Here is a 24,299-nt window from a genome sequence, read left to right on the forward strand (position 1 = left end):
GTGAGTTTATGTACAAGAAAATAAGCAAGATTGAAATTACATTGGCTCTGGCTTTAATATTCTTATTTTTTGGTGTAGATATTATCAGAGTATTAAGCTCAATTCTCGGTTCAATTATATTATCAAGTTTTTAGTCAAAAATGAGGTAGCTGGCCTCTATAAATAAATAGCATGTTATTTATTAAAAATTTATTTGGTTAGCAGAAAATTCTCAAACTCTTAATTTTGAAATTTCCGCTGCGAGTTCATGCTTAATTGGCATGAGCGGCCTCACAGGTTTATAGCTTGTTTGTGCTTTTGCGTATCGTCATTAACCCCCATCATCATCTAGGCACGGGTGGGGCTGAGTGCTGTTTTAACAGCCGCGAGCGCAGTGCCTCGACTTTAATAATTGTTGAGGTTTTCTATGAATGTACAAATACATCCTGCCTTTTTTCAAAAAATTAGTTTATCTGAACCATTTTCATTGATGATTGATGTAGCAGCCAGGACAGGTTACTCATCTCATCGTGTTTATGTCGCTATCGCGATTGCACGCGCTGTGAAACTACCAGTGACAAGTGTTAAAAAAGCACTTGATGAAGAGATTAATAGTCGCTCAATTGCTCGTTCTGCTCGAGTTTCAGGAGGTACAGAATGAGTGTGATTCGTCGTGCTCAAGGTCAAGAGTTTACAGTTCTTCCAAACAGTACAATTAGAGATTCTCGCCTCTCGATTGATGCGCTTGGTCTTCTAGTTAAGTTGATTTCAAGACCGCCAAACTGGGAGGTTCGTCCACACCAACTCCAAAATGAGTGCGGCATTGGTCGCGACAGATTAAGAAGATTGCTCAAAGAACTGGAGTCTTGTGGATATCTCGTACGCAAGAAATGTCGTAATCCGGATGGAACATGGCATTGGATCTCTGAGGTATACCAGGAATCTCAACTAGATAGTTCGACTGGCGGGTTTTCAGGGCATGGTTCAGCCAAGGACGTATTTCCCGTCGATGGTTCAACCGCAGATGGTTTATCCACCGTCGGTAAACACGGCGATTTACAAAAGAAAATCTTAGAAAATACAGAATCACAAAAAACAAAAAAAAGAGAGAGCTCTCTCAAGTTGTCTCGTTACGATTTGTCTATCACCGATGAAATGCGACTTTGGGCTGCCTCTGTGACTCCATTGGTAGATCTTGAATGGGAAAGCCAGATCTTTATTGACCATCCAAGCGGGCAATCTCAAACCTACTCTTCACTTGCTGCTCTCCAAGGTGCTTGGCGAACCTGGATGCTACGTGGTCAAAAGTATGCTGAACGTCAAAAAGGGCAAGTAGCAAAGAGCTGTTCACACTCGTTAATGGATGACCTTACTGATACAAGCTGGGCTGATGGAGGTTGGTAATGACTGCGCGAAGAATCGCCGAGATTATTTCTTTGGATAACCAAGACCGCAGTGTCAACTTCCGGCAATCTGGCACCATATCATCACCACATTATGTAGAACATCAAAACGAAAATAATCCATTGCAAACCGCTGCGAAAACTATCAACAAGCTTTTCCTTGAATTGCAAGCTTGTTTTCCAGCATGGCGGCAGACGTTTACATCTAGAGCTGAAATCGATGCAGCTAAACGATCATGGGCTCGTGGTCTATTTGAAGCAAAGATCACTACACAGAAGCAGTTAGACTGGGGCTTGGCAAAAGCAAGACGGTCAGAATCTCCATTTTGGCCATCACTTGGGCAATTCATCAAGTGGTGCCAACCAGATCCTACTGAATTTGGACTACCAGACACGAGAAAAGCGTATTTGGAAGCTTGTCGAAATGCACATTGCATCTCAGATATGACAACTGAAGAGTGGAGCCATCCTGCTGTTTATGTTGCTTTAAAAAACACTGGTGCTTTTGACATCCGAAGTCGAACTGAGGCTGAAACGTGGCCGATTTTTGAACGGAACTATGAGATTGCTGTCAGGCGCGTTCTCTATGGTGAGGACTTAAACAAAGAGTTTCCTAAATCTATCTCGAGTCAACCCGTACCACGACCAGTAAAACCAGAAGTAGCCAAGCAGCACATAGAACGGCTGAAAAGGATGTTGAAGAGCTGTAAATAGGCGCTTGAATAACGATAAAGCTTGACCAGTCATTAACCTATTATTAAACAAAAATGAGCTAGATTTATTGCTCTAGCTCTGTTGGCTGGAGTTATAAAAATACGTTGCAATCTTGTTATCTCTGCTGCCATTCATCGACAATTTTCTTCCAGTCTGTCTTACGTTCAACGGGATTGCCTTGCGAATCTGTTTTAGTCCAAACATCCCAAAAATCTGGGTCGTCAGAATGTGGCTGCTGTAATTTCGACAAGTTATTCATTTTTACTAATACTGGAAGCTCAGACGCCCATCCCATAAGAATAGCATGTTGTGAAGGTAATGATGGCAGTTCACGTAGCAGCCCCCTTAAGTTGTCAGGTACCATTTTATGAACTTGTTCTTGGTCTCTATCGTTACTAATTCTGTGCAATAAGAAAGAATTACATTGAGACAAGACTGTAGGTGACAGTTCTGAAGGTCTTTGAGAAGAAATAACCATGCCTAAGCCAAATTTCCTTCCTTCACGAGCTATCTTTTCAAATACTTGACAACATACTGCCGCTACATCTTGATTTTCGGCATCGTCACGATACCTCTTGATGAAAGTATGAGCTTCTTCGGCTACTAAGACTGTTGGTAAAGACTTATTATTTATTCTTCTATATCGTTGTAATGATTCAAAAATAACTCTAGAAATAACCGCAGTAACTAAATGGGTTATTTCATTAGGAACTAAAGAAAGATCTATAACAGAAACACAACTATGTTCATCTTCTGAAGTATCACCACCAATATAGCTTTCCAGCCACTCAGATAAATCAACACGCTGTTCAGCATCATTGGTGATCGGCTTCATTCGAGTATCAGAGAGCATAGTTCGAATTCTTGCGACTAGGTACTCTACGTATTGCTCACTACCATTCTCTTGAGCTAAGGCCTCTAAGTACGCGACGAAATTACTCCCTTCAAATGGTAATGGTATATCTTCACTTTTTGGCAATAGATCATATTCTTTCCCACCAAAATCTTGAAATGCAGCAGTTACCTTTTCAATAATATTGTCAATTTCAGATACTGTTGCCTGCATAGTCGCATATTTTTCGCTTCTATTTTTTCTATAGTCAGACATAACGGAGATAACATTTGTAAGCTTACTATTTCCCAGCATATCTCGATATGTTTCGAAGCTCTCTATCCATTTTGCCATCAATTCATTGAAGCCTTTTGCTGGACCATACCCTCCAAATGGTTTGCCTGAGCTTTTATCATGTTTCAAAGTTATAAGGACATTACCTAGAAACCGCTTAACTTCAAGATTTGAATCTGTTTCAAGCTCAAAGTTTTCATTCCGCATTGCCCTCAATGAGCGCTTTAGCAATGGAAGCTGTGCTTTGGGACTCGCTTGTGTAAATGAAGCCCATTCAGAACTATTCCAAAACCAAGATGGCACCTTTAGTTGGTGCTCTTTTTCGTTGGCTTCAACTTTAAATATACGCCCTCTAAACTTTGTATCAGGTCCAAAAGCTCGATTATATTCTCCATTGGGGTCGAGAATGATAAATCTAGCATTGGGTTTACTTTCAGTTCTTAAAACAGATTCTAGTGACCATTGAATAAGCCCTGCTACTGAGCATGACTTTCCGCTTCCTGTGTTACCTAGAACAGCAATATGCCTTCCAAATAATCGATCTGGGTCTATTGCTACATTTGCATTATTTGCAAGTGGGCTTTTCCCTATAACTACTCTTCGATTATTTCCAGATTCCACTATCGATTTTAATTGCAAGTCTGTTGGCAGAAGTACTGCTGCACCCATCGAGGGGAATGTTTCTGTTCCTCGGTTAAACTTAAAGGAATCAATACCACCGTTTGAAACTCGCTTAAGAGTACCAATAGGGTTCAAACTGATCTTCTTTTGAGGATAAGGTAAATTTACAAGGCCAAAGTCCTGAATATCTCTTTGCTTAAAGTAAGAGGATTGTTCAACTGCAAGCCATTCTATTTGGCCAACTAAAAAACCACTATCACATGAAACTAGAACATAGCTATTAACCCTAGGAAAATTTCTTGGCGTTCCTGCGTTTAGAGCAACTGAGTCTGGTGAGTCATTGTCAAGTAAGGCTCTGATTTCGTTAGGCGAGACAAAATCTACTGTACCAACTCGTAATTGCTCTCCTTGTTCTATAGGCATTGAACTCATTTCTCACCTCCGTCTGAAGTCGCTTGATTTATAGCTGGATTTAATCCTCTAGACTTAAGAAGCTCTGTCATGCGAATAGATGTACGATCTATTGCTGCTTTGGGTAAATAGTAATCAACAAGCGTTTTAAGATCGCCGAAATGATCACCTAATAAAAGAGTTATTTGAGCTTTTCGACCACAATTATTTATGAAATCCATTATTCTCCCGAGAGGATCACCATAGGCAATAATTACGATGTGAGCCGACGGAATTGTAAGCATATCAAGCAATACACGATTTATATGCTCATCGCCAAAGCTATACCCATAAGTTACAAGCGTACTATTAGGTCTACATGTTGCTGATGCTAGATCTCTAAACAATTCAACATAGGGATATTCTGAGGTTTCGCGGTCTTTGACAGAGTTTGGGTAGATCATTAGTTGTTTGTAGTTAACTTCACCTGTTCCTTCTGTCTGTAAAAAAGGAGCAACTGATTCTGCACCAAATGGCAAACCAAATCGTCTTATTGTTCCTTCATTTTCATACCAATCCAATGAACCATGTAATTTAGTAAATCTAGCTACTCCCTCTAGATACCTTGGTTCTCCTCTTATTCCAGGAGGGTTGTAATGATAATCAACTTCTAAACGAGACGAACGAAAAATAGGGGCAATATTACCAACAAATCTGTCTATCAATCTAAGCCCTGCCAACTCTGCACCAGTTTCAATGATTCGATCATAATTCGTGGTGAATATATGTAGCCTGTCTCGTGTGGCAGTACGGCTAGAAAAGCTCATTAGAAAGTTCACTAGGTAGTTAAACGTTTCTGTTTTCAACTTTGTATCAGAGTTTCGAATCAGTTTTTCGCCAGAGCTGATAGATTGTGCAAAAAGCTCTAAGCAGCGAGATAATTCCGTTCGTAATGTCTCCAATTCAGCCACTAAATTTCTATATACTGGGTTGGGTGGAGGAGGCGGAGCAATTGGATCTGGATTTAATACGGTTAAAATTTCTAATCCTTTTATTAACTCATTAAGAGAGCGTATCTGATCTTCAATGTTCCCTTCTTCTCTTCCCGCAGCTTTTGCAGTTTTTTCAACATAAGCATCTATTTCTGGTTTATATATTTTTAGGTCTTTGATCCAACCCATGCCTTGAGGGGTAGAGCCAGTCGCTGACTGTTGAATTGCGGTACTGAGTCCAGCCCCAACTAGTAAGTTAAGGTGTTCAGACTGAAAAAGTGCAGTTAACCATGGTTCTATCCGAGAACGAAGAAAATCAGGTGTAATTTCGTCATCTGACTTTGCCCAACTACAGCTCCCATCAAGTTGAAATGTATCAGTGGTACCATTCTTTTTTAGTTGTATTGGAGAATGATCATCTCCTACCTTTATGTACTGACTCAATTTTACACCTCCGTATGGACCGACATAATGGAGACTAACACTAAAACGTCATCCACCTACTAGCAATCTTCATACTAACAGAGATGCACATATCCTAGTTAGAGAATGATCAATCGAGCAGGACAAAACTGTTTGCTTATTTTTGAAGGAACAAGAAAATTCGACATTCATTGCTCACCTAAAAAGCCACTGAAACAATCTCAACAGGTGGTCTTCTGATGAGTTCAAAGAGGAAGGGGTATCTGTAACTTTCGAAACTCTATCGAAACACTACCAATAGAGCACTTTTTGATGATTATCATGAATGGCTTCTGGTGCCTCAAATCTAAAAGCAATCTTTAGATTGCTTTTAGATGATGTCTGCTAGTTTGAACCCTGTTTTTATTTGTCCAAATTGGGCAGTTTTGCGTGCCGAAGTTCAAACGACTACAGGCCAGAATCTCACTGAGACGATTACTCAGGAGATAATGAATGAAACTTCACCCTCGACAATGTCAGCAATGTTCTGGCGCTTTAATTCTCTCAATCCTTGAGAATGCATCTGATTCAAATTCTGTAGAGCAAGCTATCACATCGATCGCCAACGGCCTGATGTTTATGGCAAGGAGAAACCATGAGTATGAGACACGGAAATTGGCTATGTCTTTTCTTCGAATCGCAGAAGCCAGTCACCCCACTCTATCGAGCGGGGACCCCAAATTAGCACAAGAAAATTCCGTGCTTTGCCCGGATTTTTCTCCACACCCCACTCACCGCGAGTGGTCTGTCTCATCCGGCGCAGTAGCGCCTTCTGAGGGGACTCCCTGCGCCTCTGCACATGCAGAGTTGCAAGGGAGTTACACACAAGAGAATCAGGGATAAGGGGGACTATAATGGGAGTTTCTAAGGCGTATCGCGTACAAATATATCCACCCAGACAAGTACATATATTGTTGAAGGAATTAGCTAAAGAATCAGGACAAACGGTTAGTAAAACGGCTGTGTCTTTGATTGAGCAGGCATTAAATAATGACTCAACACTGCACGAAATCAGAAACGTACAAGTGGATCAGAAGGAGATTTATCAGCAGCTAATTAACTTGCTGTCGATCAACGTGGCAACGACAGACTTTCTGCTCAAAAAGACCTGCTCTGAGGATGAAATGGCTGAGGCTAAACAGGTCATTTCAGCGCGCACAAATGCTCTGCGTTCTCACTTTATTGGAGGGGACGATAATGGCAACGATTAGAAAAGGTCGAGTCGGTGACTTTGTTCGTGGTGCGGACACATGGCTTCATAGCCAGCAGATGTTGTTATTCAGCGGAATTTGGATCTTTCTGCCTGGTGTTTTGTTGGCGATTGTCGGTGGCCTGTTATACATCGGGATAGACGCCGATAAATGTGTCTTGCAAAACGCTAGTACATATCTTTGGGCACAATTGAAGGCACTAGTACAACCATTTTCAAGCCTGGCTATAGGAACCTGTGTTGCCCTAGATGGGCGCGACTCTCTGCCATCCTCTGTGGTGATAAATGAGCCACTATTCCAGGAAGCTGCTGTTAATCTTCTCAAATCCTTTGGATGGGCTTTCAGTTCGCTCTTTGTATTGTACTTGCCTATTGGTGTTTATCTTGTTGTTAAGGCCGTTAAACGAGGTAAGGAAATCAAAGAAGACAAATATATTCGAGGGGCGAAACTTGTTTCAGCCGAAAAGTTAAAAGGTGAAATCGTAGAAAAGCATGGTGTTTCTGATTTAACCCTCGGCGATTTCCCTATACCCACAGGATTTTCAAAAAAGCATACCTTGATTAGTGGCACCACCGGGGCTGGTAAATCTACAGCACTAACTCATTTGCTTAAAGCCATTCGCGCTCGTGGAGACCGAGCCGTGGTATATGACAAGAAAGGCGAGTTCGTAGAGATGTTCTACCGGGACGGAGTTGATCACATACTCAATCCGGCAGATAGCCGCTCACACCAATGGACTCCATGGGAAGAAATGGAGTCACCATTTGATGCAGACTGGATATCTGAGACACTTTTACCTAGTTCTAATAGTAATAGCGGTTCTGAGAAATTCTTTACATCCGCTGCCAGAGCAGTTGTTTCTGCCGCACTTCAGAATTTATATCTAGACGGACCGAAGTCATTGCTTTCACTTCTTCGGGCGACAGCGTGGAATGATCTTGAGTTACTCAAAGAGCTGGTTGCAGGTACTCCAGCAGAGACATATTTCAATGAAGATAACGAGAGAACTCTCGAAAGTATCCGTTCAACCATCGTAGATGGTGTTCGTCCACTTCGCCTGTTGAAAGAAGAGAATAAAAAGGGATTCTTTTCTATAAGGGATTGGATAGTAGAAGGCGATGAACCTAATGCCGATGATAGTTGGTTATTCTTACCAGTACGAGAATCTGAAATAGAAATACAGAAACCTCTTATCTCGACCTGGATACAAGCTGCGGCCAAAGGGTTGATGGCACGCGGGGTTAATAACGAGCGGACTCTTTGGATTGTTGTCGATGAGCTACCAAGCCTCAAAAAGATTCCTGCTCTTTCAATGTTGATGGCCGAAGGGCGGGGCTTCGGTGCGGCTGTTGTTTTGGGTATTCAGGAAATAAACCAATTAGAGGAAGAGTTCGGGAAAAACACCTCTAAAACCATACTTGGCCTGTGCTCCACACAGTTTCATTTTCGTTTGAATAATGCCGACACTGCTGAGTGGGTCTCCAAAGTACTTGGTGAAGCTGAACGTGAGGAAGTTGATGAAGACTTAAACTACTCCGCCGATGACATTCGAGATGGCGTCCGGGTCAGTTCCAAACGCCAAAGCCGAAAAATTGTTCTTCCCAGTGAAATCATGGACCTGCCAGATTTGTCTTGTTTTGCCAAAATTTGGGGCGTAGAGAGTAAAGCGCGTATTGATATTCCTTTCTTGAGACTTCCGAAGATCGCTGACGGTTTTATTCAAGGTGATGAGAATGAGACGGTTGGTATGCGTCTGCTCAATGCTGCAAGAGCAATGAAAATGGAAGCTGATACTGACTTAGTTCCGAAAGAACTTTCCAATAAGCATGGTACTGAGGGGTCTAAAGGGCAATTACCAGCCCTAAGTGATATAGAACAGGAAGTACATTCAGTGTTGGGTACGGATGGAGTGGATGATGATTTGGTATTTGGTCTGCTTGGAAAAGGAGGCAAAAAATCATGATGTCTGCGTCTTCTATTAAAAATGCCGGAGCTGCCGGTCATTACTTTGAGCATGATGACTACTATGTAGACGGACTATCTCCTTCCACATGGATAGGTTCTGGTTCTAAGACTCTTGGCCTTGCTGGTGAGGTGGATAGAGAAACCTTTAAATCACTTTTGGAGGGACGGCTCCCTGACGGACAACAGGTCGGCACTTTCCGTGACGGCGAATGGAAACACCAACCAGGAACCGACCTTACGTTTTCGGCACCTAAGAGTGTTTCTATTCTGGCAGAGGTAGCAGGCGACAAACGGCTTCTCGAAGCCCATGACCGGGCTGTCCAAGCGGTACTTCAATATATAGAGAGCGAATATATTGTCACAAGGAATCGCAACCGTACTAAGGATACCGTTGAATATGAGAAAACAGGTTCGCTGGTCGCAGCCACTTTCAAACACACAACCAGTCGTGCCCTTGATCCTCAGCTTCACACACACTGCGTGGTAATGAACTTAACACAGCGAAATGACGGCCAGTGGCGCTCAACGGAGAATAAACCAATCTTCATTGACCAAAAGCATCTTGGTCTGGTCTACCGTCAATCTCTCGCTCAAGAGGTTGGTTCTCTGGGCTTTCGACTAGAGCACCAGGGTAAAGATGGGACCTGGGAAGTTGCTGGGGTAAGTAAAGAGACTGTGCGTGAACTTTCGAAACGATCAGAGGCAATCGGAGATGCGCTGGAGACTAGGGGAAAGACTCGTGAGACGGCCACGGCTGTGGAAAAGGAGACCGCCACGCTCGACACGCGGGATCGAAAGGTTGCCGCTGAGCGAGGTGAGCTTCTGAATCGCTGGCATGCCGAATTGGGGAAAGAGAAGTTGGAAGAATTGGAAGAGGTTATCGCTCAGTCTCGGGAAAAAATCCCATCTCTGGAGTTGCAATCCGAGGCGATTTTGGCACGGGTTCAATTAGCCAACGAAGCCGTCATGTGGGCGACTGAACACCTTGGAGAGCGTGATACATCTTGGACTCATCACGATCTAGTCAAAGAGGCTAGCCGCTATGCTGGATCGCGAGTACTACTTTCTGATGTAAATAATGCGATTGATGCTGCAATTGGCAGTGGTCAGCTCATAGAGAAGTCGGTTAGAACTTTTGATAAGGTCAGTAAGCAAGAGGTTGATGTTCGAGGATATACATCGCACGCAGCCATCGCCATTGAGGATGAGCTTCTTAGAGAGGAATATCTAGGTCGAGACCGAGTTCAGAGGCTTTGCAGCCGAGAGCAGGCGGTTGAGGCTATTTCCAATGCCGAGGAGAAGGCAAACGAAATTGGATATGAATGGAATACTGACCAAAGAAAAGCCACAGAGGGGATTTTGCTCTCTGAGAACAGGATCGTCGGAGTGCAAGGGCTCGCTGGTACTGCTAAAACAAACAGCGTACTCAGCACAATTGCCAATACAGCACGAGATATGGGATACGAAGTAAAAGGTCTTGCTCCAACCAACTCGGCAGCTCAGAGTCTATCCGAGGGCGCGAATATTTCTTCTAGTACAATTCAAAGTTTTCTAGGTCGAAGCCGCAACGAATGGGTAGAAGAAAAAAGGCTGCTCTCACAAATAGAGAAAATTGACAGGCGGCTGGAGCGTATCATCAATGCACTAAAAAGCCCTGGAGTAGACCTCAAAACAGGTACTCAGATCCCCGAAACTTCTCCCATTTATCAAAAGAGAATTGATGAGCTTTGTTGTGAAAAAGCCGAGTTAAAGAGTCAGCGTGAAGAATTAACGAAGGGATTGCAACGATCCCCTCAACTTTGGATTGTTGATGAGGCATCGATGGTTGGTACAAAGCTGATGCACGATCTACTTCAAAGAGCTAGCCAGGTGGGAGCTAGAGTTGTATTAACTGGAGACGTTCGCCAGCTTGCCTCTGTGGAGGCTGGGGCTGCTTTTCGTCAGCTTCAGGCTCATGGTATGGAAACCTATCGACTAGAAGAGATCGTTCGACAGACTAATCGAGGTACGAGGGATGCGGTGTATCTCTCTTTAATGAAAAGGGCTTCAGATGCCTTAGCTCGATTACAAGAAAGTGGTAGTACCATTAAGGAACTGGTTCACCATAAACAAAACGGAAGAATTGATAATGTAAAAAGTGGAGAGATTCGTAGGCAAGAGCTAGTGAAAGACTATATGGGTCTTTCGCCAGATGAGCGAACTAAAAGTATTATCCTTGAACCAAGCCGCGAGGGTAGGAGGAGCACTAATAAGTTAGTTCGCGACGCCCTAAAAAGAGAAGGCGCTTTGAGCGAAGAGATTCAAACTAACCAACTATCACCAGTCGATACAACCGAAGCTGAAAGACGTGTGGTGACATCGTATCAAAATGGACAAATCGTCCGATTTGCCCGTAGCTTCAAACGTGAGGGTATCAAGCAGGGCTTGTATTACGAGATCGTTGGCCGAGAGAGTCACGATATCTTACTCAAGAAGTTTGGGAGCAATGAACAGTCCGAACCGATTCGATTTTCACCTGAACGCTATGCTGCCAAGAATATTCAGTTGTTTAATTTGACTAAAAGTGGCCTCGCCGTTGGCGAGAAGATCGTATGGCGTGATAATGATAAAACTTCTGGGCGATTAAACAACGACACGGCCATAGTTGAGAAAATAGAATCCACGAACGTAACCTTCAGGCTTTCAAATGGGAAACTCAGTGAGTTTGATATGTCCACAATGGCGAATTCTCATTGGGATTATGGATACGCAATGACTGTCCATGCAGCTCAAGGTAAGACTGCTCAAAATGTATTTGTTCATGCTGAAGCGAACCGAGATGCATTATTGAACACAGAGCAGTTCTACGTGCAAATATCGAGAGCAAAGGACCGCGTGTATCTCTACACCAACTCTAAAGAGGGACTTATTAGGGCTGTTGAGCAGCGCTCAGGGCAGAAGCAGGCTGCTAAAGAAAGCCGCTACCAACCATTGGAACGGCTTGACCATTTGTTAGAAAAGCTATGGCATCAAACAACAGATCGAGAAGTTTTGCCAGAGCATTCACCTGATAGAGACCAAGGTAAAGAGACAGCAAGAGGTGATATAGAGCGCACTTTAACAAGATAATAACTGTCTGTTGTCCAAATTAGTCATTTTGGCGTGCTGCTTAGGCTGCTCTCTTATTTCAAAATGGAATGAACATAAAACGTGAATGGAGATATCAACGTGAAAGTGTTTTTTTTGCCAATAATTACGGTTGCTTTATTAGTGGGGTGTTCTACGACTACCTCTGATAACACAAGTAACATTCTGTCAGATACGGCAACTCAAACAAACGATGAAGTGGAGCCTGATGTTCAAGCTGCACTGGATAATATGAAGGCTGTTGGGTACAAGTTGGAAGACTTTGGTAGTGATGCTTCGTTCAATTCGGCAGCTAAGATGGTTGCCGAGTTAGGGGCTGAATGGCAAATGTTTAATCTTTGGACGGAAGACTTGCTAGACCCAAGAAATCAAAAGAAAGCTTTGGATTCTATTCGTATCGCTAATGATAAGAGACGAAAAGAAGCAAGGACGATAAACTTTTCAAAAAAAGAGCGATATTCTGAGAAAGCTGATCTGGCTATGAAATATTCGTTTTCGGATTGTTTCGATGATTCTGGTCAACTGCGTTCTGCTCATGCTTATATCAACCGCTATGCTCGAAGTAATGTTGCTTCTTTTGGAATACAGGCTGAGTTGTATGAGCGTTGCTTGATTAATGGAGGTGTGGAATGTACGGAAAACGGCCAAGAGCTGGATTTGGAAAGTTTTCTAGTCAAATACAATAAAACCGCACCAGAAAATATGAAAGCTCTAGCCTTCAACCAATACTATGAAGGCTGCTCGGTTCCTACTCCGGTATCCTTCGTTCATTATACCATTTCGGCTCATGATAATGATGTTATAGGTAGCTTGATAGCTGCGAGTGCTCCGCGAGTTGGGTGGGAATCTGCGCTCAAAATGGCTCATGACTTGGTGGATATTCAATCCCGATCTGGGGTCATGAATATGATTGCATCTAATTTCTATAACTATCAAAGAACGGGATACTTTGATGCTTTCGATATTCGGCCTTTCAGAATTTCCCGAGCGAATGTGATATCGGTAATGCATGTCGGTGGAATGTGTGCAGCGTTTGGTGCAGAGACAATAGCAGGAAATAATAACGATAGTGGTATCGAAATCGACGAAATAGCAATTGCTCTGGGTGCACAACCTCGTCAACGGGATAGAGGCTATCACTGCTTGAATTGGACGGATGGTAACTGGAAGCGTGTAGCTGACTATGTGGCTGGCGAAAGTGAAGGGCTTCGTAGATTTATGTCGGTTTATTCTCCAGCATTCAATAGCTATTCGGTGCCTTATTGGAGCTACCCTGGTCCTTACCAAAATTATTCTATTTTTCAGACAAGGAACCTTAAAAAAGGAAGTGGTGTTGCAAGTTATACCGAGCGAGTAAGAGAGAAAGAAACCTGTTCGACATACGCGGCATCCCATTCTAGTTTAGCGACATGGTCCTACCCTGCTTGTGATTACTTGGAAAAGGCAAGTTTATCAATGAGGAATAAGGAGAGCATGACGCAAGCTGCTGGTAGATTGGATGCTTATATATGTAGCAGTGCAGAGGCTGAAAACGGCTACGGTCAACCAGACTTGTCACGCTGCCCAACAGTCTTCACACGAAAGCAAATAGAAGCTGGTGAACACAAGTATTGAAACTCTTTCATTACTAATTTAGGAGCCTCTTGGGCTCCTTTTTTGTCTCAATTGGGCGATTTGACGTGCTATCTATTGGTCCATGCTCTGAAAGAATAGGATTTAGAACATCCGGGAGGCACTCAATGATTACTGGAATTTTTAAGAAGTTATTTAGGGAAGACTCTGCATCAGATTTGCGTCATCAACTATCCAGTCTTGTAGCTGAAATGGAGTCATATCAAGCTGAGTTTGAACGCTTCCATGTAGATATAGCAGTGTCGGCTAGTCATTTTGAGCATATTTTGGAATCAAATAATTTTATAAGTGCAGAATGGGTTAATGGGAATCTGCATATAAAACATCATTATTAAAGGGGAGTGGTATGGAACTCAATGAAAAAGCAAAAGTTACAGCAATTTATCAAGAGCTTAGTAAAGTTGATGCTTCTGAGCCTAACAAGTTGGTTTCTACGCTCGAAAACTCGGCCAAATTAGCGGTTAAAACCATAAACAACCATACATCAAATGATGAACATATTAAAACTAGCGTTTTTAATTTTAGTCATATGAATGAACAATATAGGAGGCTTTCTCAGCAGCAGGTGAAAATAGTGGATTCTGTTCAAATGCTTGCCAAAAAGGTAGAAAGCCTAGGGTATGAGAAGCCAAGTCAAGATAACTGGTTATCCAAGACTCTATCGAACTATCAGAGAGGATATTTAGAGAATGATATTTTCACTGAAGCGGCAGGTGCTTTAGTCTGGATAGCTGCAAAAGCTGTTCAAAAAATATTTTTTGAGTCAGATAAGGATAAGCAACAACAAGAAGCGCATCAACTAAAAAAAGATATTGGAAAAATGACAAAGGTCTTGGGAGTTGAGTTATCTCGCCTTCATCAGGATACCAAATTAGAACAGCGCCATGAACAGATGTCTCAAGCGATTGGAAAAGCACAACAATTGGAACAACGTGGACAGCAGAAAGAGGCTGATAAGTTGATTGTTAATGCTTATAACAATCTATCTTCGACTGCTAAAAAAGAATACGGCTTGTATGAACCTAGGCCAGAACATCAAAAAATTATCTTCCAGGCTCAGTCTAGAGAAAAACTCCGTCATGAAGCAGAAGCAAGAACTCAGAATCAGTTGAACAGTGATCAAGTGAAAGAGCGTGATAAGAGTAAATCCATCGAACGCTGAAACACTATTACGCCTAGAAACGCACTTAGACGTAATGGTACATAGATGCTTGCCAGAAGAGTCACGAGTCGTTTTACTTCTATTTCTGGATGCTTACTTAAGGACGCCTAGGGTAGTTAAATTCTAGGCGTTTTTTATTTGTGGTAAGTTGTGGTAAAAAACTTACCACAAACACTGTTTGTGGTAGTTTGTTTAACAAAAGTGACCAAAGCAGTTTAAAAATAGATATTTAGCACAGTCTATTTAAGGCTTACGTTATGAGCGGTATGCTAAGAAGCGTAAGGCTTACTAACTTTCTATCTATTGGAAGGGTAACTTCTAAGTTCGAACCTGTATTATACACCTCTACCTCTCCTCAAAGCCTATGCTTTTAAGACGTTAAAGGGGAGCGAACTAGCTTCTTTACTCGTTATTTAGCTGAAGGAATAGAAAAGCACCTCTCGGTAGTCAATCTGATAGCTTAGACGTTGAAACAAGAGCAACGTATCAAACAGGCTTTCTAGCTTTCTGTTAAGCACTTAGTTTACTATTGATACTTCTTTATTGATCAAATAAATCGAGCGTCAAACCCCAAGGTAGGTTTTATGAAATCAAAGGACCACAAGGTCAAAAAGCAGCGTTGGTCTAGGAAAGTTTATTCCAAATACACAAAATTTAAGCGTAAATCTCGAAAGTTAAAAACGCGAAAGCAATCGTGCTCGAGAGTTCATGTTAAAAAAGCACGAACTTATACGCCTAGTTACGCGAAGCCAAAGCCAGTAAAGTTTAAGCTCAATGCAAAGATGCTAACAGTAGGTCATGTGTTTGAAGACGATAGGGCTAAAGTGTTGAGTTTTTTTGATTCCATTTGCACATTCTTGGCTAAACCAGAGAATGAGGGCTTTCGAGGAGAAGTGTGCTTAAGACTTGAGAACGTAGAAAAGGTTGATCCGACTGGTTGTGCCTTTTTATTTTCTTATCTTGAGATGTTTCAGGAACTATACCCGACTGTGCAGTTCAAAATAAAGTACCCGAACAAAATTAAGGGTCACACTGGAACAAACATTAGCACCATTCAGCCTAATCATATATTTAACCACTTGGGGTTATACAAACAATTAGGTAGCCCTAAGGCTCCTCTTTGTCATACACTGCCGCCTCCCCAAGTGAGCGTGTGGGCAACAGACTCATTCACCAATAGTGATTCAACTCTGGTGGGTGAAATTCTTAAAAGTGTTTGTAAAAAAATGCCAACGGTGTCTAACGAGCAAGTTAGGCAGATATACAAGATACTGATTGAGGCTGTTAATAACTGCCCTGAACATGCATACGATGAGCTGTTTATGGCTGCTAAAGGGCTAACCTTTAACAAAACACGCTGTCTATTCGCGATTATCGAAGATCGTCTTGTTGTTGTAGTTGGTGATTTAGGTGTAGGTATCCGCTACACTTTAGACAACGGAAAGGCAAAAAACTCATGGGAAGTCATCAAACGATGGGAACGAATGTTCAACAAGAACAAGTTGTTTTCATCTAAAGATAGTGAATATTTGGAAGGTATGATTAACATTCGAAATGTTCGTGACAGAAAAAGTCGACATAAAAAGCATGATTACCGTGGCTGGGGTGGTGTAGACCTAAAAAATGCCATCAAAGGACTGGGCGGTAAGCTTTTGGTTATGTCAGGGACGGGATCATTGTTGCTCGATGCATCAAACTCTGGCGATTTAGTCGTACAGCCTAAAGACTTTGATATAGGCCTAAATGGAACCCTAATTTCCATGTCTATCCCACTAAAAGATTAAAATGAGTAATTACATGTTGAAATTGAATGTTACTGACTTCACAAAGTACCCAGGTCCAAGGTACATAAAACTTGGTTCAAATAGTGGGGAAGAGTTTCGTGAAGAATATTTGATAAAGAAACTAAAACAGGATCCTGAGGTCGTTGTTAATCTAGATGGGGTTCTCGGTTATGGCTCGTCGTTCTTAGAAGAAATCTTTGGTGGAGTCGTGCGTGCAATGCCCGAACACCCTGCTACGGAGCACCCAAATGGCGACCCTGTGGTTAAACACTCTTTTATTACTGTTGAAATGATTAACTTCATTAAGAACAATTTGGTTTCCAATGATGATCCATCTGTAAAGAATGAGATTAGAGACTATATTTTGCGTCAAACCGAACAGTTAAAGGGTGCGTAAGATGACTTGGTGGATCGCTTTTACTATAGCAATTGCTGGTTGGTACTTCACAGCTCGCTTAAACGCCAAGAACAGTGCGCGCACCCTGATTAATCAAGAGATAAAAGAATTGCGTTCAAAGCTGCATGACCTCATTGTTTCTTGTTCTAGTGATGATTGCGAATTACCCTTGAAACCGATGGGCGAAGACTTTGTAAAAATGCAGACATATATAGTCTCTGTGCAAGAGCTTGATAAGTTGTACGAGTCTTATCGGGTATCTTACTTCATGCATATAAGAGCTTTTAGTGTTCCGAGTTCAAAGTTGAAGCTTCTGTTAGAGCATGAATCCTTTCGTGGTATTAAAGAGTTTGTTCGGAGCTGGTTGGTACCTCAATCACACGCAGCAAGTTCAAATCATTATGCGAATTTTGATATTGATGATCACGCTTCAACCATACGCCAGACACTTACTGACGATGAGGGTGATTTAACTGAAGAGAATCGTCTTGCAATGTTGAATTTGCAATACAAAAAACTCTGTTTAGCCTACCAGTTCGTTAGCTAATCATCGAGGAATAAAAGAATGAAGGAGCCAATTGGCTCCTTCATTCTTTTGGTAAGCGTTAATCCGCACCAGTAATTTGGGTTACTTAGCCAAGGAAAGACAACCACTAACGAGGTGAACCATTACAAGCCAGAAAAATGTATTATCCATTCTTTTGTATTTAAAGTAGAAAACCTGAAGATAGCAGAGAATGAGAGTTGCTGAGGCAGCTAACCAGCTCGGGTTGCATGAGTTTCAGCTCCACGGTTGGTGCAAGACAGTCAAAAAAAAGATCTAGTCGCTGAAGTCGCCAAGCTCAGAAGACAATTGGTTGAGCAGGCTAAAGAGCTAGATATAGTTACCTCGCGAAAAAGCTAAAGTAGATTGTTATGAACTTATGCTAGAACACCACCTGCTGTGTTTCAGTGTTGTCCGTATAGCTAAGCTAAGGTGTTCGGGCTATCTCGAAGTGGTTTTTATTACTAGAAAACGCGGCCACAATTTCATTCTACGCGAGGCTAATCACCAAGAGCTTGAGACTAAGGTCAAGGAGGCTTTGACAGAAACAAAGTCCGAGATGGTGCGAGGCGTATCGAGAAAGAGCAGGTGCATCTCGACCAATCCCAACGGATCTGAAGCGAGCGAATACGTTATAGCATAGTAAGTCACTCGTTATAACGTAAAGCCTGCCCGAGAACTTTTCGGGCAGCTTCGTTCGCAGGTGCGTTTTTAAGCTTAAAGTTAGGAAACTGAGAGTTTTAGTGTCAATCTTGTTATCTATTTCCTAAAACTAAGCTTAAAAACAGGAATCGCTTGGTATCTAGTAGCTTTTCGATGGCGATTTCCTCATTTTAAGCTTAAATTGAACCATTAATATTTACTTTCCTGTGGTTCTAGCGTTGGCAGTGATGGGCAAGGGAATTCGATAGAACAAACTCTCACGTTCTGTATACCTTCATGCTCACATGCTGCGTTATTCAGCATATACAGCAAATCCTCGCTCAGCTTCGGCTTACTGTTGTACTTTGTAGTATCGACAAGAACTAGGCATGTGCTGCCGTTCCCTGCGCTGCCACTAACTACTGTCATGGTTTGCGCAAGGTCTTCTGTTGTAGTGCATGCAGTTAAAGTTACAGTCAAAGCTGTTGCAAGAATGAGGTTTTTTGACATGGCTTCGTTTCCTTTTAAATGTAGTAGTGTCCATTTTTTCTTCCTTTTTAGGAGGGCTAGGCGGCCGAGAGGTCGCTGAAGCCCTTGGGTTAAATTAATTCGGTAACTCTTGAACTTGTGATGGCTGCTGCTCTTGTAGAGCTTTCTTCATCTCACGCAAGTCGTCCTGAAGGTTTCCGAATGACTCATTGTCGAAGGCTTCAATGTTTGAGCGAAGTTGCTTTAACTTTTCTATCCGGGCTTCTCTCTCGGCAGCTTCTGATAACAAGAGAGCCATTTCATGCTGACTGGGTTGGTCAAATTCAGACCAAGCTCTGGAAAAATTACGCTGAAATTCTTCTGAGCGAAGCTGCTGTTGAACTTCATGCTTTTTCTGTTGGATAAGTACTTCCTGTCTGCCAGACAGGGCAAAATAGATAACAAGCGCAGTGAGTGGGCAGGCAATGATGATGCCATAAATTACAGACTTCATTCTTAGTTACCTCCTTTGATGCCAGGCTGAGATACTGTAAAACTTGTTTCTGTGGAGTTGCTGAGATTGGATGCTTCTTCTGTCTGTAAACGCTCAGACGTTCTCATTGATAAATTGCGTGATTTAGATGAGCGGTTGTCAGTGCTTGCATACTGAGCTTCAGAGGTTGAAGCTTCTCTTGAAGTTGAGCGAGTCGTCGATACTGAAAAGAGGGCATCCTGACTTTGAGATGTTTCCATCTCCCAAGTTTCACCAAATAGAGAGTTTCCCCTCCCAAACAAAGTGAATTCACCAACTGAGGCAGAGATGGCTTTAGGATCAACAGAAAATGAGCCGCAGGACCACTCGTACTTTCCTTCATAACGATATCCACGACTTGACGGTATTACACAGTTCTGACCAAATTGCCTCTCCACAATTTTTCTAGCCTTATCTGGCAAGTCATTTCTCACCAATTGTTTACTCATTGCGTTTGCTAGAGCTAATTTAATTCCAGAGGTGCTATTTTCTTTGAGCGGAATTCCCTTGGAGGTCTCTTCAAGTGTTGCTTCGGAAACAAGGCCATATAGAGCCCAACATATACCATCTTCAATGAGTCTTTCTGATGGAACCCGAATGAAGGATGGCATACCTGTTGTTGCCCAATTAAAGTTTGCTTGATGTAACTCAACTTGGCACTGTCCCAAAGTTTTTTCCTTGTTCCAGGCCATGCATGCTTGAACGCTAGTCATTAGGGGTTTAGGTTCAAGATCTGGAAATTGTGGTGCTTTTGGTTTTGTAACGAGCGCACAATGCTTTATTACATTTGCAGTTCGCCCTCTAGTCGAACGGCCTTTCTCTATGTATGTAAAAAGTTCATTGAGTATTGCAAGAGGTGCCGTTTTAACCGCCAGACGGTTAGTTGTTTGATTTTGCTGCCGAGATGACGTTTCATCCGAGTCTCGTACAGAAGTTGAGGTACTATTCCGTGTCTCCTTTCCATCACGTTGTTCCGCCCCCTTTTGTCGTTGTAATTCCATACTGGCTTCATCGTTGATTGCAGTTTCCTTCTGTGTACGTTTCTCCTGCGTTGACTTTTGCCCTACGGTAGCGCTTTCCTGAGCCAGTGAGCTACTAGGGTAAGGAGTTAACGTAATCGCAACGATGCTCAATATATGTTTAATTCTCATGATGAAACCCCTCCATCCACTCTATTATGGGTATGGAATGATTTTGTCTCTGATCGCCGTTAGGATAGGTATGCGAAACTGCCCATTTTGGACATTTAAATAGTCTTGCTGATGATCTACTTTACTGCCGCTTCTCGGGATTTGTTGTTACCCGATCAAGAGAGCAAATCACTAGAAAGAGAATCCAGCGCGGACAAAGGTTGTTGGAAAGTTATTAATTCCTTTGACTCTAGGAATGTGGGTAAGATCAAAGTGCATAATGTCATCGACGTACCATGTAAGCCCAGGCAATGCGAATGGAAAAGTGATTCTTTCTCTTGAATATATCTCTCCGGTTTGAAGGTCGGCTATTCCATTAGACCGAGACATTACGCCAAACATTAAATCTAGCTCAACTCTTCGCATGAACGGTAGGTTAGGATCGAACCTCTTATATAAAGTTGTTGATGCTTGAACCTGCCCCATTCTAAAAGAGTCTTTCATGTAAAATAATTCATAACTATAGGCATCAAAAACTTTTGAAAGAATATTTGATTCTTCAACCTTTTTGTAGAGTCCTATCCCTAACCCATTATGGCTTTGATTAAAATCTACTTTTACATCTGACTTATATTTATGGTGAGACCATCCTCCAACTTTTAATTGTATTTCCCAATCTTTTTTGTTTTTTTTAAAGCTGTCATTCCAAGATGAAAGTGGGGATGTTTGTATCACTAGGTTCTTTGATATCTCATGAGCCCAAGATGGAATAGCATTCAGTACTAGACAGAAAAAAAAACATGATCTTGCCGATAGCCTAGTCTTCATATTGAAAGACCTCCATCAAGATCTCAGCCTGAGAGATACTTTCTATGCTCGGCTCAATTAGATATGCATAACGATATGCCTCTATGTTTCTACATGAAATGACGAAGTGATGTTCGCTTCTATTTGGTATAACAATCGGAACTGAGGCCTCTGAAGCCATGAAACGCTCAAAGTCTTCATGTGACGCTTTGTTAAGAAAATGAGCCAAATCTATGGCATCCTTTTCGCTCTTGCATAAGAGAACCTCCGGCCACAACAAATCGCCGTCGGGTCCCTTATTTCCATTTTGCTCTGGAAACTCGATCTGAACTATCCAAGTAGCTTCAATGTGTTGTGCTAATTCTCGCGTTAGCAGTTCTATATTATTAAGCTTCATATAACACTCCGATTTATGTCGTTGAGCACGATATGATTCTGCTGCAATGCAAAGCGTATCCAGGCACGTCAATTGGCCCGATTTGGACAAATGCTCTCAAGAAATGCTAGATTTTGACCTAAGTTCCCCCACTAATATGAGAGAAGATTATGGAGCTATGGATTTGGTTAGCAGGACTGTTAGCTACAGTTGCTTGTGTTGGCGCGATTTACTGGTATGCAGGGAGCTTGAAAGATAAGCTGGATTTAGATGATTGATTTAATTAAGGATTCAGTTAGGTCTTAAAAGAGCTACGCCTGTATCATGATACACATAAGATACTTTCCTGGTTGTGTATTAGCTGGTTCAAATAAATGACTTAGGTAGTAGTTTCTAGGCTCAGCTTCTTCAGAACCGATCTTAAGGTGATATAACTTTCTTTGTTCAGATACGGCACAAAAAACACAGGTAGTTATCATTCAACTAACAAGAAGCAAAAGGAATAGTAATATGTCACTACCTGAGAAAAGCCCAACGACTTTTTGCACAGCTTTCGTTAAAGATGAGCTCTCTGACTATCGGCAAAAAGAAATTTACATGAGTAGTTGGTCGGCAATGTCTAGAATGATTGAGCGTGCTAACGAGTTAAGTTCTGCCTATGACGAGATAATTAAGGCCTTTGGTTATTCCAGTAAGCAACAGTGCTCTTCTGTGTGGTTGTTACTCGAATTGATATGGTCAAGTTCTGACTTCTCTAGAGGTGAGGTTGAAAATGCTCGGTATGAATTGGTAGAGCTCAATAGCCTTAGCTCTGAGATTGAAGCTTTGGCATCAAAGCTTGCTTATGCTCTGGAGCGTCAAAGCGAAATCTATAATCGCTCTGGGTTCTGTAAAAATGATTATCAATCATCTATAGATATGATTTTTGCAGCCAATGAGGATAACTACTTGTTTCGTAGCCATGTTGCGGACAAGCTACGTTCTCTCCAATATCAGTATGACTTGAAGTATTGGCCTAGTAGAGCTGATGTAGTTAGGTCTATTGCAGAGTTTGAGAGTGTACAGCCAGAACCATTGCATTCTGAGTATCCTGAAGCAGTTTTAAAAGGTAGAGCGTCAGATATTAAAAACTTCGTCCTTGCCTTTGATGCAGCTATTGATGAACCCAATGGACTCCCAACCGGGTTCAGGTTTACTAACAATTCTATGGCTGGCATTATCAATGTTATTCTCGACTTACCGGTTGATAAGCTGGCAACAGGTGATGCGGTTAGGGTTGTGAGAAATCGCTATTCGTTTACGAAATCAATGACATAGATTGCCAAAAGAAGGTTTAAAGTATGTTTCGTGGTTAAGTTTGAGGGGGAAGCGACTTTACGTGCGGTACAAAAACCCGAAGTCTTTAAAAATAGCTAATAGCTTCGGGTTTCCTTAGATATGGCCAATTCAATTAATAGCTTCTTCAAACCAAGGGAGAAACTAGATCTGCAACTTTCTGATGTGCGATTTTTCGTTCATCAAAGTACTCATATCTATCATAAATACCGTCAACACCTCCCTGTCGATGATTTATGCACAGCCGAGCGACGTGATTTGGCGTTCCTACCGATGCAGCTAGACTCCTGAATGTTCGCCGTAGGTCATGCACTGTAAAATGCTTTATATCACCCATCACGTTAGGTGGCTGAACCTTCCTCCCTGCTTCTCGTCCAAACAACTTTGAGATTGCGCTATTCAGGGTATCAGGTCCCATATGTAATAGATTACTTCTGCGTCTGGCTGGAAAAACAAACTCAGACCCCATTGACCTTACTTTTAGCTCACTGAGCCATGTCATTGCCTGGCGTGGCAGGGGAATAGATATAGCGATTCCTGTCTTTACTCGCCACTCTGGGATATGCCAGACAGATTCCTCAAGGTCAAACTCTGACCAAGGTGCCTCACATAGTTCACTCTTCCTATTACCTAGAACCAAGAAAAGGCAGCACAACAAATAGTTATCTCTACCAAAGCTGTTTAGATTGCTGCGAAATACTTCAAATACTTTCTCTATTTCATTTAGGTCCAATGCTCGCTTACGAGTTTTTTCGAGCCCTCCAGCATCGTTTATTGTGAAAGGTGCAGCGGGATTATTAGAGGTTAATTCAAGCTTTAATGCGTGCTTGAAAAGCTGCTTCATATAGCCAAGCGTGTCATTTGCAACGGTTAGACGACCACTATCCCTAACTCTTTGAATTATCTCTCGAACATCCAGAGCCGTTACGTCCTGAATTTTGAACTCGCCAATTACTGGCTTAATCTCTTTCCGATATATTCGAGCTGGAATGTGGTGATGCTTTAACCTTGAGGCTAAATCGTTTTTATACCAATCCTCAAATAAATCATCGACCGATGTTATTCCAGTCCACTTTTGACGCTGTTTTGCAATGAGGGGATCTACTCCTTGCCTTAAGTCACGCTTGAAAACTTCGGCTTCTGATCTTGCATCTGCCAAAGACATCCCAGGGTACTGGCCCAGAGTCATTTGTTTACGTTTACCACAGTTTCCACTATATCGAAGGGCCCAGTAGGGCGCTCCTGAATCTGGAACGACAAAGTAGAGCCCTTTTCCGTCGGACTTTCTGGTCGGTTCACCTGATTTTGCAAGCGCGGCTACCTGCTTTGCTGTCATTGATGCCATGATACCTCCAATACTCACCATTTGAACTAAGTATAGCGAGCTATTACTCACCATTTAACTCACCGCTTTTTTGGAACATGTTGAAACAGGGTGGTTCATAATGAAAAATAAAAGCCCTGAATAATCAGGGCTTTATAATAAAAAGGAAGGTATTGG

At 42.1% G+C, this 24,299-nt stretch carries 22 protein-coding genes and 1 pseudogene; 15 read left to right on the forward strand and 8 right to left on the reverse strand.

The window, feature by feature from the left end; all coding sequences use genetic code 11:
• Positions 1-406: 406 nt before the first annotated feature.
• The 3 genes from R7P74_RS12945 to R7P74_RS12955 are packed head-to-tail and all read left to right on the forward strand — an operon-like array spanning position 407 to position 2,096.
• A complete protein-coding gene (locus tag R7P74_RS12945; RefSeq protein ID WP_318122892.1) occupies positions 407-640 on the forward strand; it encodes a hypothetical protein in 234 nt (77 codons plus the stop codon).
• A complete protein-coding gene (locus tag R7P74_RS12950) occupies positions 637-1,383 on the forward strand; it encodes a hypothetical protein (protein ID WP_318122893.1) in 747 nt (248 codons plus the stop codon). The genes R7P74_RS12945 and R7P74_RS12950 overlap by 4 nt, the downstream gene beginning before the upstream one ends.
• Positions 1,383-2,096 carry a replication protein P gene (locus R7P74_RS12955; RefSeq protein ID WP_318122894.1) on the forward strand — a complete coding sequence of 238 codons (714 nt, stop codon included), beginning with the start codon at positions 1,383-1,385 and terminating at the stop codon, positions 2,094-2,096. Before R7P74_RS12950 ends, R7P74_RS12955 begins: the two co-directional genes overlap by 1 nt.
• A gap of 115 nt (positions 2,097-2,211) precedes the next feature.
• Here the strand turns inward: R7P74_RS12955 and R7P74_RS12960 are convergent, their stop codons facing one another.
• Both R7P74_RS12960 and R7P74_RS12965 read right to left on the reverse strand, forming a co-directional pair.
• Positions 2,212-4,275: an ATP-binding protein gene (locus R7P74_RS12960; protein WP_318122895.1), complete on the reverse strand. Its 2,064-nt coding sequence runs from the start codon at positions 4,273-4,275 to the stop codon at positions 2,212-2,214.
• Positions 4,272-5,669, reverse strand: a complete 1,398-nt coding sequence (locus R7P74_RS12965) for an SIR2 family protein (protein ID WP_318122896.1) — start codon at positions 5,667-5,669, stop codon at positions 4,272-4,274. Before R7P74_RS12965 ends, R7P74_RS12960 begins: the two co-directional genes overlap by 4 nt.
• A gap of 639 nt (positions 5,670-6,308) precedes the next feature.
• Between R7P74_RS12965 and R7P74_RS12970 the strand changes: the two genes are divergently transcribed.
• The 11 genes and pseudogenes from R7P74_RS12970 to R7P74_RS13020 form a co-directional block, all read left to right on the forward strand.
• On the forward strand, positions 6,309-6,530 hold the full coding sequence (locus tag R7P74_RS12970) for a hypothetical protein (protein WP_258457972.1): 222 nt from the start codon (positions 6,309-6,311) through the stop codon (positions 6,528-6,530).
• A gap of 11 nt (positions 6,531-6,541) precedes the next feature.
• Positions 6,542-6,898, forward strand: coding sequence for a hypothetical protein (locus R7P74_RS12975; RefSeq protein ID WP_025550503.1), 357 nt, complete (start codon positions 6,542-6,544; stop codon positions 6,896-6,898).
• Positions 6,885-8,861 (forward strand): type IV secretion system DNA-binding domain-containing protein, encoded by a 1,977-nt coding sequence (locus tag R7P74_RS12980; RefSeq protein WP_318122897.1) that lies wholly within the window; start codon positions 6,885-6,887, stop codon positions 8,859-8,861. The genes R7P74_RS12975 and R7P74_RS12980 overlap by 14 nt, the downstream gene beginning before the upstream one ends.
• Positions 8,858-11,971 (forward strand): MobF family relaxase, encoded by a 3,114-nt coding sequence (gene mobF / locus R7P74_RS12985; RefSeq protein ID WP_318122898.1) that lies wholly within the window; start codon positions 8,858-8,860, stop codon positions 11,969-11,971. The genes R7P74_RS12980 and mobF overlap by 4 nt, the downstream gene beginning before the upstream one ends.
• A 99-nt stretch (positions 11,972-12,070) precedes the next feature.
• Entirely contained in the window at positions 12,071-13,603 is a 1,533-nt protein-coding gene (locus tag R7P74_RS12990; RefSeq protein ID WP_237283196.1) for a hypothetical protein, read from the forward strand.
• A 125-nt stretch (positions 13,604-13,728) separates the two neighbouring features.
• Positions 13,729-13,956 carry a hypothetical protein gene (locus R7P74_RS12995; protein ID WP_017789510.1) on the forward strand — a complete coding sequence of 76 codons (228 nt, stop codon included), beginning with the start codon at positions 13,729-13,731 and terminating at the stop codon, positions 13,954-13,956.
• Between the two features lie 11 nt (positions 13,957-13,967).
• Positions 13,968-14,783, forward strand: a complete 816-nt coding sequence (locus R7P74_RS13000) for a hypothetical protein (RefSeq protein WP_065870253.1) — start codon at positions 13,968-13,970, stop codon at positions 14,781-14,783.
• 800 nt (positions 14,784-15,583) lie between these two features.
• Entirely contained in the window at positions 15,584-16,567 is a 984-nt protein-coding gene (locus tag R7P74_RS13005; protein ID WP_318122900.1) for a hypothetical protein, read from the forward strand.
• A 13-nt stretch (positions 16,568-16,580) separates the two neighbouring features.
• On the forward strand, positions 16,581-16,964 hold the full coding sequence (locus tag R7P74_RS13010) for an STAS-like domain-containing protein (RefSeq protein ID WP_017789015.1): 384 nt from the start codon (positions 16,581-16,583) through the stop codon (positions 16,962-16,964).
• Position 16,965: 1 nt separating this feature from the next.
• Positions 16,966-17,511, forward strand: a complete 546-nt coding sequence (locus R7P74_RS13015; RefSeq protein ID WP_017789014.1) for a hypothetical protein — start codon at positions 16,966-16,968, stop codon at positions 17,509-17,511.
• A gap of 114 nt (positions 17,512-17,625) precedes the next feature.
• Positions 17,626-18,123, forward strand: a pseudogene (locus tag R7P74_RS13020) (IS3 family transposase); the annotation flags it as partial.
• 237 nt (positions 18,124-18,360) lie between these two features.
• Here R7P74_RS13020 and R7P74_RS13025 read toward each other — a convergent pair.
• From R7P74_RS13025 to R7P74_RS13045, 5 genes are all read right to left on the reverse strand, one after another.
• Positions 18,361-18,660, reverse strand: a complete 300-nt coding sequence (locus tag R7P74_RS13025; RefSeq protein WP_017789012.1) for a hypothetical protein — start codon at positions 18,658-18,660, stop codon at positions 18,361-18,363.
• Between the two features lie 94 nt (positions 18,661-18,754).
• On the reverse strand, positions 18,755-19,132 hold the full coding sequence (locus R7P74_RS13030; protein ID WP_318122901.1) for a hypothetical protein: 378 nt from the start codon (positions 19,130-19,132) through the stop codon (positions 18,755-18,757).
• 2 nt (positions 19,133-19,134) lie between these two features.
• Entirely contained in the window at positions 19,135-20,301 is a 1,167-nt protein-coding gene (locus R7P74_RS13035; protein WP_017789010.1) for a hypothetical protein, read from the reverse strand.
• A gap of 171 nt (positions 20,302-20,472) precedes the next feature.
• Positions 20,473-21,108, reverse strand: a complete 636-nt coding sequence (locus R7P74_RS13040) for a hypothetical protein (protein ID WP_318122902.1) — start codon at positions 21,106-21,108, stop codon at positions 20,473-20,475.
• The gene (locus R7P74_RS13045) at positions 21,098-21,484 is read right to left on the reverse strand and encodes a hypothetical protein (RefSeq protein ID WP_017789008.1); all 387 of its coding nucleotides are present in this window, start codon (positions 21,482-21,484) and stop codon (positions 21,098-21,100) included. The genes R7P74_RS13040 and R7P74_RS13045 overlap by 11 nt, the downstream gene beginning before the upstream one ends.
• Before the next feature lie 489 nt (positions 21,485-21,973).
• On the opposite strand from R7P74_RS13045, the gene R7P74_RS13050 reads away from it, so the two are divergent.
• Complete coding sequence (locus tag R7P74_RS13050) at positions 21,974-22,780, forward strand: hypothetical protein (protein ID WP_017789006.1); 807 nt, start codon at positions 21,974-21,976, stop codon at positions 22,778-22,780.
• 145 nt (positions 22,781-22,925) lie between these two features.
• On the opposite strand, the gene R7P74_RS13055 is transcribed toward R7P74_RS13050, so the two are convergent.
• Positions 22,926-24,143 carry a tyrosine-type recombinase/integrase gene (locus R7P74_RS13055; RefSeq protein ID WP_017789005.1) on the reverse strand — a complete coding sequence of 406 codons (1,218 nt, stop codon included), beginning with the start codon at positions 24,141-24,143 and terminating at the stop codon, positions 22,926-22,928.
• Positions 24,144-24,299 lie beyond the last annotated feature (156 nt).

It is taken from the genome of Vibrio sp. 2033 (assembly GCF_033339735.1).

What these genes read in the sequence shown, in the direction of transcription:
- R7P74_RS12945 (WP_318122892.1), top strand. Translation starts at nt 407, where the DNA reads ATGAATGTACAAATACATCCTGCCTTTTTTCAAAAAATTAGTTTATCT.
- R7P74_RS13000 (WP_065870253.1), top strand. Translation starts at nt 13,968, where the DNA reads ATGGAACTCAATGAAAAAGCAAAAGTTACAGCAATTTATCAAGAGCTT.
- R7P74_RS13015 (WP_017789014.1), top strand. Translation starts at nt 16,966, where the DNA reads ATGACTTGGTGGATCGCTTTTACTATAGCAATTGCTGGTTGGTACTTC.
- R7P74_RS13055 (WP_017789005.1), bottom strand. Translation starts at nt 24,143, where the DNA reads ATGGCATCAATGACAGCAAAGCAGGTAGCCGCGCTTGCAAAATCAGGT.
- R7P74_RS13025 (WP_017789012.1), bottom strand. Translation starts at nt 18,660, where the DNA reads ATGTCAAAAAACCTCATTCTTGCAACAGCTTTGACTGTAACTTTAACT.
- R7P74_RS12975 (WP_025550503.1), top strand. Translation starts at nt 6,542, where the DNA reads ATGGGAGTTTCTAAGGCGTATCGCGTACAAATATATCCACCCAGACAA.
- R7P74_RS13010 (WP_017789015.1), top strand. Translation starts at nt 16,581, where the DNA reads ATGTTGAAATTGAATGTTACTGACTTCACAAAGTACCCAGGTCCAAGG.
- R7P74_RS13035 (WP_017789010.1), bottom strand. Translation starts at nt 20,301, where the DNA reads ATGAGAATTAAACATATATTGAGCATCGTTGCGATTACGTTAACTCCT.
- R7P74_RS13050 (WP_017789006.1), top strand. Translation starts at nt 21,974, where the DNA reads ATGTCACTACCTGAGAAAAGCCCAACGACTTTTTGCACAGCTTTCGTT.
- R7P74_RS13030 (WP_318122901.1), bottom strand. Translation starts at nt 19,132, where the DNA reads ATGAAGTCTGTAATTTATGGCATCATCATTGCCTGCCCACTCACTGCG.
- R7P74_RS12995 (WP_017789510.1), top strand. Translation starts at nt 13,729, where the DNA reads ATGATTACTGGAATTTTTAAGAAGTTATTTAGGGAAGACTCTGCATCA.
- R7P74_RS12960 (WP_318122895.1), bottom strand. Translation starts at nt 4,275, where the DNA reads ATGAGTTCAATGCCTATAGAACAAGGAGAGCAATTACGAGTTGGTACA.
- R7P74_RS13045 (WP_017789008.1), bottom strand. Translation starts at nt 21,484, where the DNA reads ATGAAGCTTAATAATATAGAACTGCTAACGCGAGAATTAGCACAACAC.
- mobF (WP_318122898.1), top strand. Translation starts at nt 8,858, where the DNA reads ATGATGTCTGCGTCTTCTATTAAAAATGCCGGAGCTGCCGGTCATTAC.
- R7P74_RS12950 (WP_318122893.1), top strand. Translation starts at nt 637, where the DNA reads ATGAGTGTGATTCGTCGTGCTCAAGGTCAAGAGTTTACAGTTCTTCCA.
- R7P74_RS12955 (WP_318122894.1), top strand. Translation starts at nt 1,383, where the DNA reads ATGACTGCGCGAAGAATCGCCGAGATTATTTCTTTGGATAACCAAGAC.
- R7P74_RS13040 (WP_318122902.1), bottom strand. Translation starts at nt 21,108, where the DNA reads ATGAAGACTAGGCTATCGGCAAGATCATGTTTTTTTTTCTGTCTAGTA.
- R7P74_RS12980 (WP_318122897.1), top strand. Translation starts at nt 6,885, where the DNA reads ATGGCAACGATTAGAAAAGGTCGAGTCGGTGACTTTGTTCGTGGTGCG.
- R7P74_RS12970 (WP_258457972.1), top strand. Translation starts at nt 6,309, where the DNA reads ATGTCTTTTCTTCGAATCGCAGAAGCCAGTCACCCCACTCTATCGAGC.